Here is a 21,413-nt window from a genome sequence, read left to right on the forward strand (position 1 = left end):
AGAAATTACTAGACCTTCACAAATTCAGTCTTAATTTCATAATCTAACTCCAGCCTTTCTCCAACTATCTTTGCATACTTAGCAAGTTGATCTTCTTTTTGTCTCCATCCACTTTTATAATCAACTATGACTACTTCCTTTCTTTTATTATCTACCATTAGTCTATCGATTCTATATTCCTTGCCCCCACTGACCAACTGATATTCAGTATAAATATCCCATCTATTACTAAAATAATCCTGACGCCTATCAATTAAATCCTCAGCTCTAGTAAAGACTTCTTGTAATCGCGTTGGCCCTAACAAGTTCCCATACTTTGCTAATACCATGCTGCGAGCATACTCTCGTTCCTGAGAAGTATCATATCTGATATATTCCAGATAATAATGAATGGCCAACCCTTTAATCTTTTTAATCTCTCTATCTATACTCAACTCTAAATCCTTATCCATCTCATCTTTCGAAAAAACTACTGTCTGAAAATAATCCTGTAATTTAGGGAGTTCAACATCTCTATCACTCTGCTTATTAGCATCAACCATCAACTTACCAAAGCTCTTTCTTTCAACCAACTCCTTAAGTGAAGTTAGCTTAGTTGCCTTTAAGATTGCCTCTTCATAGATTTCATAACCTTTCTTGCTCCACTCTTTGGTATCTAGAGATCGCTTATAAGAACAAGGTGCTTCAATATATAAAAATAGATTCCTAACTGGTCTAGTCAAGGCTACATAAACATTATTAATCTCTTCTACAAAAGACTTCTCTTCTTTCTGCTTTTGGAAGTTAAAACCTAAATATTCAAATAAGATGCTATATTTTGAATTAGTTAAGAGATAATCTTCAACATTCTCAAATTGTTGATCAAAATCCAGATATAACTCCAATTTATTACCCCGACTACCTCGATTAGATTTCGGCTTCCAATAAAAAAACTCAGTTTCAAAAGAAAGCCCTTTAGACTTATGAATGGTCATCAACTGTACTGCATCAGCTTTTTGGATTCCAACCTGTTTTAAATCTTCACTCTCCTTATTTTCTTCTATATAAGCTATAAATTGAGGTAAAGATTCAAACTTCTTCATCTCTGCAAAAAAGTAATAGATATTCTTAAGTGCACTAGAGTTATCCTGATATAATACCAGCAGACCCAGCTCTTCAACTATCTGATTAGCCAAAGAATTAAATTCTAACTCCTTTAAATCTCTGATAATAGTTAAAACTTCAGTTAGAACACCCGCCTCTAACTCTACAGCTTCACCACTTAGATAATCTTCTATTTTACTTTTATTTCTTAATAAGTACTTTAAAGCTCCGTTATTAAGCCCTATTAATTCACTAGCTAAAAACTTAATTAATGACAAGTAATCACCATCAGTCAAGTATCTTAACAGAAAATAGAGTGGTTTTATAGCCCGATGTTCAACTAAGCTATCCTTACTCTCTAAAATATAGGGAATTCCTTCTCTTTCCAACTGAGCAGCAATCTCTACTAAATCATCATTAGATCTAGCCAAAATACCTATTTCATTATAGTTAGGCAGCTTCTCTTTGATCGTCTTAGCCAATTCAACCTTTATCTCTTCAGTAATCTGCTGATTAAGATTCAGAATCTTTCTTTGATGCTCTTCATTTAATTTAGCAAAAACGTTAGTATCAGTATTTATCTGAGCCTTCTGACCACCATATAAAACTTCAACATAACCACCATCTTTTTCTGATAGATATTCTACTCCTTCATACTCCCAACCTTCATAAATTCCACTAAAGAAGCGATTTATAAACTCTATAATCTCTCTTTCACTACGATAGGAGGTTGATAGAGATTCACTATCCCCACCGAGTATCTCTTCTAAGTTGGCAAATAACTCCTTTTCACCACCACGCCAACCATAAATGGACTGTTTTTGATCACCTACTGCTACTATATTCTGACATTCAGCCAACAATGGTTGTAATATCCTCCACTGTAAGATACTCGTATCCTGAAATTCATCAATCAAGAGAGTAGTCACTTTACTTCCTAACAGCTCAAAGAAATAATCACTAACACCCTCCCCAGTAATTAAATTTAATTCTTCTTGATAAAAGTAGCGATAAGTATAGTTACTAATATCGGTGTGGGTAAATATCTTCTCTTGAAACTTAATCTGATCATAAATTTCAAATATCCTCTGAGAGAAGTTAAATACTTCCTCTTCATAAGGGAGCATCTCTTGATTATAGATATAATTAGCTAACATTTCCCTAAACTGATCATAACTTGCTTCTAAATCTTCTTTCAAAGCAGCTACCTTCTTACCCCTAGTCTTATTTCCATTCCAGAACGTATCTTTAATGAATTGCTTATAATTCTTAGTGATATAATCTTTCTTATCCGCTAAACCTTCTAACTTAAGATAAGAACGAAAGGCCTTCTTAAAATAAGTCTTAGAAAACTCTTTCCCCTTTTCGAGAGCAATACTCTCTAAAGCATCTACAGTTTGCTCAAACTCTGCTACTAAATTACCTACCTCCCGCTTAGCTCGCTCCTTTCTTTTAATCAATAGAAACTTCCACCTATCTTTTAAGAGCTGCTTTATTAACTCAATATAATTATCTACGTTACGCTCTACATTCTCCGTTAAAAACTTCTCCAGCAATTCAAAATCGGCTGGATTAGTAAGTAACTCCTTAAAGACCTTCTCCAATATTTCTCTGTTTTGCTCATCATCAACTATCTCATAGGAGTAAATATCAAGATAAGGAGCTATTGCTTGACTAAAGATATTATTAATAAAACTATCTATAGTATAAACCTTAACTTTCTCCTTGTTACATATCATCTCCCGATAAATTTCTTCTAACTTATCTAACTCCAGTTCAATATCACTATATACTTCCTGTAAGCTTTTAAATACTTCACTCTCAACACCTTTATCTAAAATATTCTCTAAATGTTCAAAAATTCTTTCCCTTATTTCAGCAGTTGCCTTTCTAGTAAAGGTCATTACTACTATCTCTGTAAAATCTTCTCCTTGCAATAAAGCCGCTACATAATCTAATGATAACCTATATGTCTTTCCTGTTCCTGCACTGGCCTTTAAAATATTGATCAATTTGATCCCACCTTACAGATATCAAGATAATTACATCTTCTACATCGAGATTTAAATTCAGCTTTATACTCTTCACTATTGATAAGTCGTTCCTTTAATACTTCAGTCAACTTTTCAGCAAACTTCTCTTCAGAGCCAGACTTGACCCAGTTAAACTTCTTCTCCATCACCTGATAAACTTGTTTATTAATAGTCTCTTTTGCTTCAAAATCACAGAGTAAAGCATAGAAATCTAACTGCTTAGTATCCCCACCACCAGTTTTATAATCGATCAGATACTTTTCATCCTCAGTCTCTATCATTAAATCAATCCTACCACTTAACCAAATATCTAACTTATCACTTGCCAAAAAGACTTCTCTTTCTTCTCTATCCGGTGCCCATTCAGATAATACACCTATAACTTCACTATCCAGCCTCTGATTAACCTTACTCAAAAAGTAGGCAATGGAGTCTTGAACCGCTTTAAACAATACATCTCGATAATAATTTTCATAGTCTCTAGGAATTTTTAAATCAAAAGAAGTAAGCTCCTCTTCTAAGACTTTTCTAATTATTCTATTATCCACTTTAAAATCATTACTCTTAAACTTAGCTTCTTCTCTATCAACTATCTTCGCAAAAACTCTATGTACTAATATGCCTAAAACCTTCTTACTCAGCTTATTATCAAATTTGGCCCGTTTATCCTCTAATTGACCGATATACTTCAAATAAAACTTGTAACTACATTCTTTTAAACAGGAATACTTATAATAGCCCAATGATAACTTCTGATCTGGAAAGTCTTCAGCTTCTATCTTTAGCCGATCTGAATTACGGGCCAACTCAAGCCCCAATAAGTCAGCATTACAATTGAAGATACTCTTAATAATCTGAGGATAATTTCCATCACCCAAATCTACATCCTTTTCTTCTAAATTATAATCTACTTTTAACTCTTCGATAAAAGAGCTAATAGCTATATTCCTAGCCTCACTTTTAAGAGTAAAGATTACTACTTGCTTGCTACTTAATAAATGCCGAAAGAATTTATACTTCATCTCTAACCGTCGCTGTGAATGAACCTTTAGCCCCAAACGTTCTCGTTGCTCTGTTGTTAATAAAAAATTAGCTTCTTCTTTCTTAGGGAGTATACCTTCAGCTAGATTTAAAAAGATAATCTTATCACGGTTAATAAAACTACTAGCTAATAAATCCTTAATTTCAACCCCAGCTTGTTCATCACCTACTAACCTTTTAATGGGCTTAAACTTAAAGTAATTTAGAATTAATAGGAATAAACCCTGAGCAGTATTGCTAAAATACTGACTCCAAGAATCAATAATTTCCATCTCTTCAATCGAAACAAGCTCAGCCAACCCACTAATAAAAACAGCAAGATCATCTTTATATTGCTCTTCAATTAACTTTTCTAGCTCCATTCCTTCTAAGTAACTACAAAACTCAGTTAATCTTCCTAACTTACTTAGTTGTTCTATCTCATTCAAGATTGCTTCAAGTTGTATTAACTCCTCATCAATTAATTCTTGGGAAAGATAAAGATAGTCATTTTGGGCCAACTTCTCAATTTCAGCCAATTCCTCCTTACCTAGATCATAATAATCTCTAAATTCAGTTAAATAACTAGCTTCTACTACATCCTCTAGCCATAATCTTAACTCTCCCTTACTGGAGTCAGCATTCTTTAATAGAGTATAGAGAGTCTCTAAAAATCTATACAGCTTAGTCCTAGTAAACTTTACATCTTGGTCAATTTTAACCTTAGTACTGGATAATAAGTTATGATAATTGTTATTCTCAAAATCAGCATCTAAAATCGTATAGTTATCTTCTACTTGCTCTACTTTAGAGAAAGCAGCCACTAATTGTAGTAACTCCTCATTAGTCTGATAAATCTCTAATTCAGTATCCAGTTCATCAGGTAAAGTAACTGACTTCAACTCTAAATCCTGCTCATCATAATCTGCAGGACTGATCTGATTATAGAGCCTTACTGTATAACCCGCCCCTTCTAACTTAGATAATAACTCCTTCTCTAACGGCGTAAAATTTAGGATATTGACAAAGACTATTTCTACAAAATCATTGAAATAACCCGGGTTGAAATTAGCAACCTTATAATTTAGTCTCCGATCACTATAATTTAGCTCCTCCATCTTAGTTATACACCTTTTTCGTAGCCTTTGAAATATATCATACTTCTCTTGTTGCCAGCCATTTAACCCTTCAATTTTATCTATCTTATACTCAGCTAACTCATGATAAAAATTAAAGAATTGATTAGCTAAATCGATTGCATCATTATAATTATTAATCTTCAATCGTCGCTTATCCTCAGCAGTTAAAAGTTCATAAAAGAGAATAACCAGTTTCTCTTCCTTTAATAATAATCTATCACTAGGAAATAACTTTTCTTTCAATTCAGCCATCATTAAAAATAAGCTCTCCTGCTCTAGAAACGGTCTCTGATAATAATCTTTAGCTGCTAATTTACTAGCATGGTTAGCAAAGATATAGACTTTAGGTTTAGTATTGTCTATTGCCGTTTCAAAAAGATCAGCAGAATAATCTATATAATTTATCTCCATCCATTAACTCACTCCTTTATAAAAAAGCCAGGTCTATTTTATTCTGGTGTTGGCCCAAACACTAACTAGAATTAAACTAACAAGAAGCTTAGAATAAAGAAAAGAATGATTTCTTTTCCTTCTTTAATACCTTAATAACCTTCGAATTATTTTTTTCTTCTGCAAAGTCTAAACTGGTATTACCATAATTATCTTTAGCATCTACATCAGCCCCTGCCTTTATTAATTCTTTTACTATTTTGGAATATCCTCGTTCTGCTGCTATCATTAAAGCTGTACTACCACAATTATCAGTTATATTTACATTAGCTCCTGCTTTTATTAACCTCTGTGTTGCTTTTAAATTCCCGCTTGCCACAGCCAGCATTAAAGCTGTTATCCCTTCATTATCCGTTGTATTAATATCCATTCCTTTTTTGAGCATCTTTTTTACTTCTGAGCTCCCCTTTGTAGCTGCAAACATCAATTCATCTACACTCATCTTACCCCTCCTATTTTATCTCTATCATACTAATTCTTGCAAAATAATAAATCGCCTTTTTATTTTACCTTTTCTCCACTTATCCACATTCTTAGATAAAAATAATTCCTGAGCAGTTGCCCAGGAACTAAAACTAATCATTATTTAATTATCAATGGACTTCCCTAACTTTTTTCCTCCTACTTCTTTAGTTACTAAAGCAATACTCTTAAGATAAGACCTTACAATAGAAATAAGTACATCTTCTTCATCAACAACTAACTCATGATAAAAATTAAAGGATTGCTTAGCTAAATCATTAGTATCCCAAATTTTAGTTCAAACCCTTTAAACACTATAACGTTGCTGTCGTAACCTTTAGGATATCCTCGTAGTTCAAGACAACCCATTTTATACTGGTGTTGGCCCGTATTTATAAAAAAGAATATTTTTATTCTATTAGATTACCTTTTTAAACTATATCTAACAAATTTCCATTAACTCTCAACCACTCTTTTTTCTTTTTATAATCAGGGATTACACTCGCAACTAAATTCCAAAAATCCTTAGAATGGTTAGGGTACTTAAGATGGGCCAACTCATGAACCACCAGATAATCAATCACACTCATCGGGGCCATGATTATCTTCCAGTTAAAGTTTAGATTACCCAAACTACTACAACTACCCCATCTCTTCTTCTGCTTTTTAATCTTAACTGAATTAGGTGCTACACCAATTTGAGACTTATACTTAGCTACCCTCTCTGTTATCCTTTTTTCAGCTTTCTTCCTGTACCAGCTAATAAGCTCTTTTTTTACCTCTGCTCTTCTATCTTTTTTAGGAATTCTTTTATCAACATCTATGTAAAACTTCCCTTGATATAGAGATATCTGGACTCCCTTCATCTCTTTTTTTCTTAATTTAATTCTATATCTTCTGCCTAAGTAAGTTAACTTCTCACCACTCAAAAACTCCTTCTTCTTAGGAGAAGATTTTATCTTATCTAATCTTTCTTGTTTTTTAAGAATCCAGTCTGCCTTCTTTTTTATCACTTCTTCTATTCTTTCTTCTTCAACACTCCTAGGAGCCCTAACTTTAAGCCCTTCTTCTTTACTTATCTCCAATCCTAGAGTCTTTCTATCACTTCGAATAACTTTATATTCTATTTCACTGTTTCCAATCTCAATTGCTTGCATTATTGCTATCACTCCATCTATAAAATATTGTGTGCTAATTGCATTATCTTTGTAGTTAAGTTATCGATATCATCTTTAAATTGTTGATAGCTATATAACCTCTTCATGATCATCCTCTTCATCGGCTTGATAACCTTATTTCTCTTCTTCTTCCAATCAACCACTGCCATCTCTTCAAGCTCAGCCATTAAATTTCTACTTAAATCAACTACTAGATCTTTCGGCTCTTCAGATGTATTATATTCAGCCACTCCCTCTTTGACTTGATTGGCCTTCTTCTCGCTTTTATGGCCCTCTTTTAAGATCTCATATAAAGCAAACTCTCTTTCACTTAATCCCAACTTTTGAGCCTTAGACTTAACATTATTAATATCTGAAATTATTTCTCTATACTCTGCTACCTGTTTAGAAAAATCTAACCTCCCCTGCTTATATTTTTCTATTATCTCTTCCAACCTCTCTTTAAGTGATTTATAAAAGGCTGGGTTCTCATCCATCTTTTGATTGATCGTATATTTAATTGCATTTTCCATTTCACTAGCCTTTGCTTTTTCGCTCTCTTTTTCTTCTATTACTTGATTAAATTTATCCTCATCTAGAATAGAAACTGGCTCATGTAGCAGAGAAATATCTTCTACTCGAACATATTCATCAATCAAATCTTTTACTTTATCCCCCACCCCTTTTACATCTAATGTCTTATCTCGATAACGATTTCTAACTGCTTTATATATCTTCCCTAAAACCTTCAAATCATTCCTATATGGTTCTGCTAAAGGATCAGGCATTACAATGTCCATACTCTTTGAGAAGGCTTTGAAAGCATTCTTAAACTCTAATCTATCGTCTTCTTGTTCAAAAGCTAATACACACTCTTCTAAGTTGTTCAAATCGAGACCATTAAATAGACTCATTAGCTTTTGATGCTTTCTTTCTAAATTTTCTTTTTCAAATTCAATAGGGTTAACAGCATTCTCTACATCTTCATTATTAAAGATAGCTAAAGCCTCTTTTAAATGATCAAAGACACCATAATAATCAACTACTAAACCAAAGTTCTTCTCATCAAAACGTCTATTGACTCTTGCTATTGCCTGTAAGAGATTATGCTCTTTAAGTGGCTTATCTAAATACATTACCTGCTCTACTGGAGCATCAAACCCTGTTAAGAGCTTATCACAGACAATTAAAAACTTAATTGGATCATCAGGATCTTTAAAGCGATCTATTAATTGATTTTGTTCTTCATCAGTAGTGTGGTACTTTTTGATTATAGGCTTGTCATTCTTATTTCCACTATAGATCACAATCGACTCTGGTCCATTCAGTTTATCTAACTTCTCTTTATAGATAGCAGCTGCCTCTCTGCTAACAGTCACTATTTGAGCTTTTAAAGGAGCTATCTTAGATTCATAATGTTTAATTATATCTAAGCAGATCCTTTCAATTCTAGCAGGCGTTTCTGCTATTGCCTGAGCAGTTGCATACTTTTGTTTTATCTTCTTCTTTTCTTCATCACTTTTATTCTTAAATACTCTATCAAATATCTCGTCTAAATCTCTACCTTCAACCCTCAACTCTGGCAATTTACCTTCATAAAAGATTGGTAATGTGGCTTCATCTTCCACAGATTGATTTATATTATAAGTATCTATATAATCCCCAAAGGTTCTTAAAGTACTCCTGCTTTCTTTATCGATTGGAGTCCCTGTAAAGCCTAAATAGCAGGCGTTAGGTAATGCTCTTCTCATATTGAAAGCTAAGTCTTTATATTGAGTCCTGTGAGCTTCATCAACCATGATAAAGATATTTTCTGACTCATTTAAAATAGGATACTTTACCTTTTCTTCATCATTTGCTTTATTTTCGTTTAACTCCTGTTCTTCTTTGGTTAATTGAAACTTTTGAACTGTCGTCATTACACTTTTTCCACGAATATTTTTGATCTGCTTTCTTAAATCTTCAACATTACCAGCTGATACTGGATTAGGAAAACCACATCTTTCAAATGTAGCAATTATCTGTCTATCTAAATCTACTCTATCAGTTACTAATAATAAACCAGGGTTATTAAGCTCTTCCATTCGCTTCAGTTTCAAGGCTAAAAATAACATCGTCAATGATTTCCCAGATCCTTGAGTATGCCAGACTGTTCCATTTCTCTCTTCTAAACTATCAGCTGCTTTAATCTTAACAATTGCTTTTTTAACTGCCCTAAATTGTTGATAACGAGCAAACATTTTAACTAAATTTTGTTCTTGTTCAAATACGATAAAGTTTTGAATTAGATCTAAAATGTTCTCTTTATTAAAGATAGAAAAGATTAATATATCTTGTAAGTTTGGCTCTCTATCTACTAATTCAGCTATATCTTCTTTAGTATAAGGATAGGGATCTTTCCACTCCATGAAGTATCTGTCTTGAGCACCTATTCCTGCGATAGAAGCAGAACTACCCCAAGCTGAGATAACAATTTGATTAGTATAAAATAGTTTTTCTGCCCCTTCTTCTAATTCATCACTTCTTACATTTTGGTATCTTCTTAACTGATTAATTCCTTCTTCTTCAGATTTATCACAAGTTGTCTCATTCTTACACTCAATTACAGAGATAGGGATTCCATTGATAAAGACTACTATATCAGGTCTGATCGTCTCTTTACCTTTGACTGTATATTGATTGACTGCTAGAAAGTCATTATTGGCTGGATTATCAAAGTCAATATATTTAACTGTCTGATTCTTCTTCCCCTTACCTAAATCCTGCTTTAAGGAGATATGCTTGACTAACTTTTGATAAATCATTTCGTTGGCTTCCATTAAATTAGTTGCTTTAATTTTAAGTGGTCTAACCTGATTGACAGCTTTATTTAAATTATTATCATTAAGCCAAGGATTGATTCTTTTTAAAGCCTTTTTTAGTCGTTCAATTAAAATTACTTCGTGATTAGAACTTCTTTGAGGTAGGCTATCACCTTGATTGAGATCACGAACTTCATAGTTTAGATTTCTAAGTAAGTCTAATATCTTCTTTTCGACCAGCTCATATTCATTCCAGTTTCTACTCATCAGCTCACCTGCTTTCATATTAAAAATTCATTTACCACTAATCAACACGAATAACCACAAATAAAGCCATTAAATAACTCCATGGTTACAAAAAAGAGTAGCCATTATAGCTACCCTCTTCTTTATCATTAATGCTGAGATTTCTTCTTAATCTTCTCTATCTCTTTTTTTGATAATCCACTAGCTGCAGCTATCTTATCTAACTCTACTCCTACCTCCAACAAGTTCTCAACCATTTCTAATTTCCCTTCCGATTTTCCTTCCGATTTACCAACTTGATAAAGATTTGTTAATTCCTTAGCCATAATTTCATCACCCCCAACAGTCTGTTTGATAGTATTTTTAAATCTTAGTTCTATACTCTTAGGTAAAAATAATATCCCATCTAAAAACTCAAAGATATTATAAATCTTCTCTCTATCGTAACCTTTATCCAATAATAATCTAAATAGTTTCTGCTTGAAATTATATCTTAAACTATTTTTCCCTTTACTCTTTAAGCTATATAACCCTGCTAGAATTACCATTGCAAAAGGATTGTCAGACTTTAATAACTCTTCTTCCTGTTGCTCTAAAACTTTGTAACTATTATAATCATAGTTTAACTTTGTTCCATGGAAATCGTAATTAAAACTATTTGGTTTATATCCTTCTCTTCCTTCAGTAAAGATAGCTAGAGCCACTATTTTTTGATCATACTTATCATAAATCCGATAAAAATATTTAAACATTCTAGCACTGAATTCAGCCTCATAATATCCCTGCACTTCTAAATGGACTAAAATCCAATTCTCCCTGCCATCTTTAAGGTAAACCTTAACCAGTCTATCAACCATCTTCTTACCTTTCATTGTCTTATCTACGATATTAGCCAACTCATTATCCAAGAATTCATAACCTTGACTAAGGTCAACCTTTTGATAGAGCTTAGGCATAAAGAATTCTAAGAAATCTTCAAATAAATCTTCTATTATTTCCTTCCATAATAAATCAGGCATCTCTCGTTTCATAATATATCCTCCTAGTTCATCCAACTCTTAGTAATATTATATCACATTAGCTATTCTATCTAAACCCCTTCAATTTTAAGATTTCCAACTATACACTATATCCTATACACTGTTAACTGTTCTTTTCTCCCCAGTCAACAACTTCTGCATTAATCCTTTCTTTAATCGTTCTACCTTTTCCTTCTCTTCTTCTTTCTTTTGAATCTTTTCATCAACACTGGATAAGATATCTGCTATCTTCTTTTGTTCTTCTAGTGGAGGTAGTGGAACTTTTACAGCAGAATTAAATATCTCTCTAGGCACTCTTTGCCTACCAGTAGATCCTTCCATCATAGAAATTGCTAAGCTTCTAATTTTATGTGATTTAGCTAAATAATAGACATATTTGTGATAAACTAAATCTTTCTTTGGAGAAAACACTATAAGCTCAGTAGAACCAAAGGCTAACTCATTATCTAATTCTTCAATAAAAGATGTTTTTCCATTTTCAGTACATGGAGTAATTCTTGCAAATAAAGTATCAAATCTCTTAAATCTAATAGAAGTACAATCTTTTTTATTTCTTTTTATCCAATAATCTACACTAGGTTTATCTGTATTAACAGCTGCCATCTCTAAAAATAAAAACTCATCTTGCTCTGGGATATCATAACTAGGATTTATATCAACAACTTTACTCATTCTACAAAATTCCCAACCTAATGGTATCTGACCAAATTCTGTTTTCTTAAACTCACTATGGCCAATCCCCTTAGTCAATAACTCCTGCATTAATCCTTTCTTTAACTCTTTCGTCTTCTCGATAATCTGATCTATCTTTTGAAGCTTTCCATCAACTACTGATAATATATCTGCTATCTTTTCTTGTTCTGGAAATAACGGAAAAGGTATCGGAACACTTTTTACAGTTGATTGATTCAAAAGTGGTTGAGCACTTTTGGTAGCAAACTGACCTAACTTTCTTCTTTTTAACCAATAATACAAATAGTTTTTTTCAATCTTTTCTCCTTTTTTTAATTCCATCTTGATAGCATTATCTGAAACCCATACTGGATTACTAATAAAATGAATTTCACCAACTGCTCCTACACGACCTACTATAAAACCATCTTCTAAATTAAAATCATCTATTGAACCGATAGGGCCATTAGAACCATAAATCAAATATCTTCCTTTGTCTAACTCTGAATAATAATCAGCTGATTTCCCATTCTTAAATTTACAAACTTCTTTTAAAGGTTTTAAATCCCAATCCTCTGGAATAATCCCCATACTACTTTTCTTATATCCTTCCTTAACCTCATTACCCATTAAAAATCACCAACTCTGGGCGAACACATAGGTTCGCCCCTACAAAATCAACTATATCTTTTATTCGTTTTTTAATTATTAACTGCTTTCCAACTGTCAAATTAAGCATCATACCCCAACTCTCCTAAATAACCATCAACTTTACTATCTATCTCTTGATACTCCTGTTCTAACTGATCCAATTCACCAAGCACCTGATTAATATCGACTGGCTCCTCTGGCTCAGTAGTATCAACATAACGAGGTACATTAAGATTAAAGTCATTCCTTTCAATCTCTTCTAAATCAACCACCCGACAGTATTTTTCTCTATCTTCATACTCTTGATAAGCATTTACTATCTTCTCTATATCCTCTGCTCGTAACTTATTCTGATTACTCAACTCTTCATAATCTTCTTCTGCATAGATAAAGATAACCTTATCCTTTCTCTCTTGAGCTTTATCCTTATTTAAGATCAAGATACAACCTGGTGAAGAAGTATTGGCAAAGAGATTAGCTGGCAGAGCAATAACTGCTTCAACCAAGTCATCTTGTAGCACCTTCTTTCTAATTTTACCCTCTGATCGACTTCTAAATAAAACACCATTATCAAAGACTACCCCTACCTGCCCTGTTACTGTCGTACTAGCTAGCATATGTTGAATCCAAGCCCAGTCTGCCTTATTCTTTGGTGGATAACCATACTTAAATCTACCAAAAGGCTCTGAATCTTTCAGTTCTTCTTTGTGCCACCTTTTTTGGTTCCACATTGGATTAGCTAATACTCGATCAAATTGCTGCAAAGAACCACCTTCAGTAAACTCAGGATCGATCATAGTATCACCTTTTGCTATTTGTGCGTCATAATGACCATGTAACAGCATATTCATCTTACAGATAGCCCAAGTATTTAGATTCTTCTCTTGACCATACAGAGTAATCTCAGAAGTATCATAACCCTTTTCTCTTAAGTTTTCAGCTGAATAAATTAACATGCCTCCTGATCCACAACAAGGATCATAAATTCGATGGTTAGGCTGAGGATCTGCAATCTTAACCAATAATTTTACTACTTCCTGTGGAGTATAAAACTCCCCACCTTTCTTACCAGCATCATCTGCAAACTTATCAATTAGATACTCATAAGCTCTACCTAACAGATCTGGATCTTCTAGATCTTGATTTCCTAATGAATACTCAGAGAAATGCTGTATCAATCCATCTAATACAGTATCAGGTAGTCGCTCTTTATCATTAAAATCTATACTTACTAAAACCCCTTCTAGTGTTGGGTTCTCTTCTTCTAAAGCTTCAAATGCTTTATTTAAAGTTGCTCCTATATCTTCTGTAACACTACTGATATGCTCCCATCTTGCTTTCTCAGGGACATAAAAATCATAAAATAAAGGCTTGTCTACAAAGTCTTCTCCATCTTCTTCTCTAATTCTTTCTCTTTCTTCTTCAAAGACATCACTAAGTCGTTTCAAAAATAACATTCCAAATATGTACTGCTTATAATCTGAAGAATCAATACTACCTCTCAAAATATTTGCTGACTCCCATAAATGTGACTTAAGCTTATCCAAGTTTAACTTTTCTTCTAACATTAATAACCCCTCCATTAATTCCTAAATTTAATTATAGCTATAAGTTCTCTAAGTGATTATAGCAAAATTAACCACTTCTCCATTGGTTGTTATTTTCTATTTTTAACTTAAATATCCTTCTATATATTTTTTTTAAGCTCCTTCTTCCCCTGCTGAACTAAAACCTGGAAACTTATCATCTAGAATCTTCAAGACCTCATCTCCTATTTGAGCTTTAGTTTCCTTATAAGAAACAGCAGAAAGCCCAGCAATACCAGCACCTATAATTAAAACTTTTTTCTTTTTCATAACTACCTCCAGATTAAGATTTGGTAATCTCTTTTAGGAATATATTTTCGTAAAAAGTTTAAGGTTTAATACCCTCAAATATAACTCTGGGTTCTTCAGAAGAAGGCCTTACTTTTTCGTATAATCTAAATACTTTTATATCCTTAAAACCAATATTTTTAAGAATATTTTCAAATTCCTCTATACTAAAATAACGTATTTTAAACTCTTCTAATTCAGTTTCAATTAACTTACCATTCTTAAATAGTTCAAAAAACGACCAGAACCACACATCGGCTCTAAAATAGGTTCTACTCCGTTATCTATACATTTCCATATTATTCTCTCCTTTGTTGTTTCTTTCTCAATTCTAATTATCAAAATAGTAGAGACTATGATCTAATTTTTACTAACAATCCTTGGAGATAATCTTTAAAACTTTCTGCAACCTTCTTAAAGTTATAATCACCTTGACCATGTAAAGTAAGATAAATCCCACCCTCTTTGATCGCTATTGGATCACCATTTTTCGTTGCAAAGATAAAATAGTCATCACTTTTATACTCTTTTTGTACAGCAAGTAATTGCTCTAAATTGAAGAATCTAATTACCCCTTCCTCCTTTAAGTCAATCTCTACATCCTGAGGATTATAATCTTGGTAAAACCTCTTAAATAATTGATCCTTATCCTTTAAAACCTCAACTTCCTCACTTGTAGCAAATAAATTTCTACTATCCTGCTTCTTAGCTGATTTCACAAAGTCCTCTAACAACATCTTATCACTTCCTATTAATAATCAGGCTGGAGTAATTCAATCTTATACTTCTTTAATTGATTGATTAACTGCTCTAACTTTCTATTCTTAAAGTAATTAATTCCTACCAGCACCCCTCCAAATAAGACTCCAACAACTATCCCAGCAGAGCTACCCCATAACCAAATTGCTAAACTACTGCCAGCTACCCCTGCTAAGGAAATACCAAGATTAACTGAAGCTGCTTTAAATGATTTCCATCTAGTACCACCAGTTCTTCTAACACGATAGAAGATATAAAGACTACTGGCAATAGAAGTTCCTGCACCAATCCCAAAGATATGGCTCAAACTAGAGATATTCGAGCCAAAAAATGAAGTAAGTACCGCTCCAGTCAACCTACCTCCTGTATATCCTACTGTACCGATTAATGCCCCTTCCAGCCCCTGCTCAAATCTATCCTGCCACCCCAGCTCTTGATTAAATAATGATAATGTAAAAGCAATTCCAAAACCCAACAGTGCCGCTTGAGAAAATCTAACTACCTCACCTTTAATTATCTGTCGTCGCATTAAGGCTTCACGATTATAGAGATCTCCTGTCGTTGGATTTCGCCAATCCCTACCATGTGCTTCAAAATGCTCACTTCTAGTCAAAAAATCTATATTATCGGGATCAGCTTGCAGTTCAGGGTGTTCAGCTACACTATTAATATGATGACCTTCCATTCCTCTAACCCTATCTGCTGATAATAACTCCTGCTGTTGAGAAGCAGTCCACTCCCGTGTACCACTTCCTCCTAGCTCCAACAGAGCTTGTTCATACTCCCAAGCTAAATTGACTCCACTCCGCCTCAAACTAACATCTCCCGCTGGTAGTTGATTGACCTGACTTTGCAGTCCAGCCCGTTGGCTACTTAAGCGATTCAATGTAGTAGTAAAGTTATGAGCTAATTGGCTACTTTGCACAGCCAATCCACTCAAGATTGGCCCGGCTGCTCCCAACCCAGCAAAGAGCCTATAATTGAGCTTCTTTAACTTACCAGCAACCCTTCGTTTATTCTTCCGGCGTAAATACTTATTCTTAATTGCTTTAATACTCATCAACTCACCCCACTAGATCCTTTTGGGTAGTAGTCATCACCTTAGTCAGTTCAAATTTCTTCTCATCAGAGATAAGGCTAAAAATATAATTATAGACATAATTGAAATAAGTCAAAGCCTCAGAACTCAAATAATCAGTATTGATAGTCGCTAAATCATCTTTAATTAATTCAATTATATCCTTTTTACCCTTCTTATAATCCTTTTCATCGTTGCTGATTTCAGTAAAGATATTATTGATTCTAGTTACAACCTCTTGATTATACTGTTGGTAATTATCTTGATTTAAACTTTCGCCTTTACTGACAGCTAATCTTTCAAAAGACTTCTGCAAGTCTTTATAATGCTGATTATTATCAGCGGTAAAGAATTCAAATTGTAATTTTTCTTCTAATCTTGTTGCTTCCTCCAAGATTTCTCTAATCTCTTCTTCATCATCTACCGTCTCTAACTTCTCAACTAACTCCTGTAATCGCTTAAGGAGTTTCTGATTTCCAGCTCTAACCTCTTCTTGCCCTTCTCTTCCAAGTTCCCCTCTAATCCCTTCTAGCTTTTTTTGATAATTCTCTATCAAATCAAAATCATTCAGTTCAGCATACTCAGCGAAAGTAAATAAAGCTTCAAAAGCTTCAGCTAAGTAACTTCTCTGTTGCTCTTGCTTAGAACTACTAGCTATTTCTTTCAGCAAATAACCGATATATTCCGTAAAGACACTTCGCTTAGCAGGCTGATGAATAAAAACATTCTTTAAGACCAGCCGAGCTAATAGATCATTCTCTGACTTTTTAAACTGCTCTGATCTTTTAAGATAAGACTTTAGGTTAATTTCACTTAATTGATCACCTAGATAATACTCTAGCTTATTATTAGTTTTACAAATATATCGAACTAAAAAAAAGCTCAGTACTAAATTTAAGATTAGTAAAAATATTAACATATTATCACTCCAAAGCTATTTTTTCATTTTAGATAAGTAGTTATGTTGTATTAATAACTCCTTTTATCTTTCATTTCACTTAGAGACTTTGATTTAAGTATAACTTTAAATTACTACAATAATCATTAATATCTGATTTCATATTACCTAGTTCTTCTTCTTTTAATCCAGAACAAACACTTACTACAAATTTTTGATGTACCTCATTAGCAACCTTATCACTTTGCTCTTTTAAGTTAGAGATTATATCTGGAATAATCTTCCCCCCAACATAATCTTTCTTTATTTCTCTAAAATTATCTCTAATTATCTTCTTATAGTCTCTCTTTTGGCTCTTGAAATTAACAAATTTAGTTACTGCTCCTACAACTGCTCCTCCTATTAAATAAGGGGGTAATAATGCTCCAAGTGCTGTTCCAATAGTAACTGTAGACGCATATGGGCCTAACAAGGCTGCATAAGTTGCTGCTGTTGTACCTATTGCCCCTCCTATTGCTGCACCCTTACCCGCTCCTTCTTTAGCTAATTCAGTACCACTAAAAAAATTATCTTCCATTAATTGTCCTAATAATGCTTCTTCCCTACTAGCAATTCTTTTAAAATCCCTTTCCATTTTACTTTTAACTTCATCTATTGATAACTTCCATTCCTCCTCAAAATTATCATTTACCTCTTCTAATATCTGCTCTAAAGAATTACGGATATTTTTAGCAGAAAATAACCTCTTCATCTCTGCTTCTAATTTCTGCTTTTTATCCTTGTTAGAAAACATACTAAAATCATCTACCATTTTTGAAAGCCTAATTTCTTCACCATGTAAAAAATCACTATTAACCCAAGCTTTCAAATCACCTTCAAACTTCTCTTTAATTCTAGAATTATGATATTGTATTTCCTTATAATGCTTATTTATCTGCTCCTCTAACTTTTCCAATTTATCTACATAAAGTTCATGACAACCTAAATCTTGGCGTATTAGTGCTTGAATAGAGTTAAAGATACTCTCTTCTTGTACCTTATCTGCCTCTCTTTCAATATCATTCTCTAAATATTCCAAAAGATCTAAATAACCTGAACTCTTTAATAATTCCTCTTCATTCTTCTTAACTCCATTAAAAGCTTGATAGGCTGAAAATCCAAAGCATTTATCAATATAAATCATATATTGATCTTCCACATATTCAATAATCTCTTTAGGGTTTTCATCTATTTCATCAATTCTATTAACTATCCCAATAATAGGTTTGCCTAGCTCAGCCACTTCAGTTAAAGCCTCTTCGACATCAGCTTGTCCTAAGTGATGTACATTAAATACCCATAACACCACATCAGATTCTTGAATATAGTCTTTAGTTTTAACTTCATTTTGAAGAGTCACTGTTGCTAACCCAGGTGTATCAACCATATTAATTTTTCTTAAGTTTGCCAAAGGCAACTCTAATTTAACATACTCACAATCTGCAAAAAAGTCTAAATCACCATGATGTTTGGATAATACATTAAAAATTTTCTCTGGAGTTCCTTTAATATTCTGAGCAGAACCACGCTTTATTTCAGCACTCTTATATTCACTATAAGCTACCTCAATAATTGTAGCTGTAGCCTCAGTTACATTAACTGGTGATACCTCTCCGCCAGCCAAAGCATTTAAAACGGTAGATTTACCAGCCTTTACTTCTCCCATTAATACAAGCTTTAAGGGTTTATTTAACTTCCTAGCTTCTATTTGAATACCTTCTTCAAATTTAATTAAAATTTTTTCTATATTCTTCGATCTACCAGGTAACTCTTCATTATTATTAATTACTTCTCTAATTGGTGAACAGGAAAAAACCTCTTGAACATTAGTAATATATTCTTTAAGCTCCATTCAAATCTCCTCCTTAAATAATTAACTATAATGCTTGCCTAAAATTATTTTTTTAGCTGTCAACTTCTCAAATTCTACATTAGATAACTTCTCAACTCTTTTAAACTCTTTTTTTATTTTAGGTATATTATCAGAATTACTATGTAACTTAGCAAAAGACCCTTCTCTGATATCACTAATTCTCTGATCTATTTTGATTAATTGATTACTTATCTCAGATAGAAGTTCTTCTTCTATATTACTTAGTGATTTTCTTAATTGACTTTTGAAGTTCTTCTTAATTTTAGGTAATTTAAACTCTTTAGCAACCCATTTAGCCAGACCAAAATAACTGGCCATTCCTCCTAAAATAGCACCAACTGGCCCTAACAACATAGCTGCTGCAACTGTAATTCCTACTCCACAACCTAACTTACTTTCATCAATTTCTCCTGAATAACTATTAACCTTAATTCCATTATAACTATTCTGTTTAGCAACATGAAAACAATCTGTATCTAAGTACTTATACTTCTTGAAAATAGACTTACTTTTATAAAAGCCACTAAATTTTTCTAAAGAAGAAGCAACTCTACTTTGAATATCATCTATTAAATAACTTAATCTATCAACTTGAAAGAGATTATTCTCTACAAATCTCTTTCTTTTACGCTCTTCAATCTCAAATAATCCTTCAGCATTTGAGTTTATATTTCTTTTCACTTCATTTTGATAACCTTTTAAAGTGGAATTTATCATATTTTTATACTGCTTCTCACTAGCGTTGCATCGAAATTTTAGATGAAATATCCATTGAAAAATAAAAACTCCTTTGATTAAATGGATAGGTGTGTGTCCCGCACAAAATCCATAAAATCAAAGGAGAATGAAATTATGAATAATTGTATCACACCATTAAATAAATTTCTAGATGTAATTGGCAAAAACTTTTTGGATAACTTGGTAGATAAATATAATTCTGATTATAAAGTGCATAAGCTGACAACTAAAACTCACCTAATGTATCTGCTTTACTTTCACCTTAGTCAAAAAGAAAGTCTAGAAGACTTTGTCACTGACTTAGAAAGTAATGAAGGATTAAAGAAAATATTGCCACAAATAAGTGTTTCCCAATTATCACGAAAAAATAAAGATAGACCTTATGAAATATTCTTTGAAATTTTCCAACACTTATTTAGTAAACTTAAAGGTAAAGTGGGATTACGCAAAGCTTTAAAAGAGATTGGTTCAGTGAAAATTATAGACTCATCAACAATCAGTTTATGTTTATCATCATTTCCTTGGGCTAAGTTTAGAAAAACTAAAGGTGGAATTAAACTCCATACCTTATATGATCTAAATACTGAAGCTCCAGAGAATATAATAATCAGTAATGTTATTGTTCATGATAAAGAAGTCTTTGATAACCTATCTTTAAATCCTAGTTACACCTATATTTTTGATAGAGCTTATATTGACTATCAAAAGTTTGATGATTTTGTTGAGGATGATATCTATTTTATAACTAGGTCTAAATCTAATGCTAAAATTGAAACTGTTAGAACAGTAAAACTGACTGATAAAGATAAAAAAGCAAATGTTCTATTAGATGCTACTGTCATTTTAGGTAAATATAATACAGAGAAAAGAATGAAACATAAATTGAGACTAATTAAAGTTAAAACTATTGATAGAGATGGTAATGATAAAGAAATTAAGATTTTAACTAATCGTTTTGATCTACCAGCTCATATAATAGCTCAGTTATATAAGGAACGCTGGGAAATAGAGTTATTCTTTAAGTGGATCAAACAACATCTTAAAATCAAAAGATTCTTTGGTCAAAATAAAAATGCCGTTTTAACTCAAATTTATAGTGCTGTAGTTTTACTTTTAATTTTAAAATTGATTAAAAAACAAATTAAGTTTAAAGGTTCTTTACTTAAACTGACTAGAATAATCAAATATTCTATACTCAGAACTATTAATAGCACATTTAGCTGGGAAAATTGGATCATGAATAGTTAATTTTAAATAATCTTCTATTCAACTTTAGAGTATTATAATTTCTAAGTTCAATATGTTCCATATATTGATTTTAGATGCTATATTGGTAATTATGAATTAGAAAATTATAATTTTAGCTAATCCAAATTTTCAATTTTAGATTTATTTTTTTC

The 21,413-nt window shown here is 32.5% G+C and carries 15 protein-coding genes; 1 reads left to right on the forward strand and 14 read right to left on the reverse strand.

The window, feature by feature from the left end:
• Positions 1-8: 8 nt before the first annotated feature.
• From ACKF5P_RS05935 to ACKF5P_RS06000, 14 genes are all read right to left on the reverse strand, one after another.
• Entirely contained in the window at positions 9-3,095 is a 3,087-nt protein-coding gene (locus ACKF5P_RS05935; protein ID WP_408956574.1) for a UvrD-helicase domain-containing protein, read from the reverse strand.
• Positions 3,092-5,686, reverse strand: coding sequence for a PD-(D/E)XK nuclease family protein (locus tag ACKF5P_RS05940; protein WP_408956575.1), 2,595 nt, complete (start codon positions 5,684-5,686; stop codon positions 3,092-3,094). Before ACKF5P_RS05940 ends, ACKF5P_RS05935 begins: the two co-directional genes overlap by 4 nt.
• Positions 5,687-5,774: 88 nt before the next feature.
• On the reverse strand, positions 5,775-6,167 hold the full coding sequence (locus ACKF5P_RS05945) for an ankyrin repeat domain-containing protein (RefSeq protein WP_408956576.1): 393 nt from the start codon (positions 6,165-6,167) through the stop codon (positions 5,775-5,777).
• 451 nt (positions 6,168-6,618) lie between these two features.
• Complete coding sequence (locus tag ACKF5P_RS05950; protein WP_408956577.1) at positions 6,619-7,344, reverse strand: M48 family metallopeptidase; 726 nt, start codon at positions 7,342-7,344, stop codon at positions 6,619-6,621.
• A 17-nt stretch (positions 7,345-7,361) separates the two neighbouring features.
• Positions 7,362-10,412 (reverse strand): type I restriction endonuclease subunit R, encoded by a 3,051-nt coding sequence (locus ACKF5P_RS05955; RefSeq protein WP_408956578.1) that lies wholly within the window; start codon positions 10,410-10,412, stop codon positions 7,362-7,364.
• A gap of 128 nt (positions 10,413-10,540) precedes the next feature.
• Positions 10,541-11,422: an Rpn family recombination-promoting nuclease/putative transposase gene (locus ACKF5P_RS05960; RefSeq protein WP_408956579.1), complete on the reverse strand. Its 882-nt coding sequence runs from the start codon at positions 11,420-11,422 to the stop codon at positions 10,541-10,543.
• A gap of 102 nt (positions 11,423-11,524) precedes the next feature.
• Positions 11,525-12,733, reverse strand: a complete 1,209-nt coding sequence (locus ACKF5P_RS05965; RefSeq protein WP_408956580.1) for a restriction endonuclease subunit S — start codon at positions 12,731-12,733, stop codon at positions 11,525-11,527.
• Positions 12,734-12,834: 101 nt separating this feature from the next.
• Positions 12,835-14,322 (reverse strand): type I restriction-modification system subunit M, encoded by a 1,488-nt coding sequence (locus ACKF5P_RS05970; protein ID WP_408956581.1) that lies wholly within the window; start codon positions 14,320-14,322, stop codon positions 12,835-12,837.
• A gap of 132 nt (positions 14,323-14,454) precedes the next feature.
• Positions 14,455-14,610, reverse strand: a complete 156-nt coding sequence (locus ACKF5P_RS05975) for a hypothetical protein (RefSeq protein ID WP_408956582.1) — start codon at positions 14,608-14,610, stop codon at positions 14,455-14,457.
• A gap of 371 nt (positions 14,611-14,981) precedes the next feature.
• Complete coding sequence (locus ACKF5P_RS05980) at positions 14,982-15,365, reverse strand: SMI1/KNR4 family protein (RefSeq protein ID WP_408956583.1); 384 nt, start codon at positions 15,363-15,365, stop codon at positions 14,982-14,984.
• A 14-nt stretch (positions 15,366-15,379) separates the two neighbouring features.
• Positions 15,380-16,447: a hypothetical protein gene (locus ACKF5P_RS05985; RefSeq protein WP_408956584.1), complete on the reverse strand. Its 1,068-nt coding sequence runs from the start codon at positions 16,445-16,447 to the stop codon at positions 15,380-15,382.
• 4 nt (positions 16,448-16,451) lie between these two features.
• The gene (locus ACKF5P_RS05990; RefSeq protein ID WP_408956585.1) at positions 16,452-17,384 is read right to left on the reverse strand and encodes a hypothetical protein; all 933 of its coding nucleotides are present in this window, start codon (positions 17,382-17,384) and stop codon (positions 16,452-16,454) included.
• A gap of 79 nt (positions 17,385-17,463) precedes the next feature.
• Complete coding sequence (locus ACKF5P_RS05995) at positions 17,464-19,254, reverse strand: dynamin family protein (RefSeq protein WP_408956586.1); 1,791 nt, start codon at positions 19,252-19,254, stop codon at positions 17,464-17,466.
• Between the two features lie 21 nt (positions 19,255-19,275).
• A complete protein-coding gene (locus ACKF5P_RS06000) occupies positions 19,276-19,992 on the reverse strand; it encodes a hypothetical protein (protein ID WP_408956587.1) in 717 nt (238 codons plus the stop codon).
• Between the two features lie 135 nt (positions 19,993-20,127).
• Between ACKF5P_RS06000 and ACKF5P_RS06005 the strand changes: the two genes are divergently transcribed.
• Positions 20,128-21,261, forward strand: coding sequence for an IS4 family transposase (locus tag ACKF5P_RS06005; protein WP_408956588.1), 1,134 nt, complete (start codon positions 20,128-20,130; stop codon positions 21,259-21,261).
• Positions 21,262-21,413: the final 152 nt, after the last annotated feature.

The sequence above is a fragment of the Natroniella sp. ANB-PHB2 genome (genome assembly GCF_046097105.1).
Taxonomy (GTDB): Bacteria; Bacillota; Halanaerobiia; order Halobacteroidales; family Halobacteroidaceae; genus Natroniella.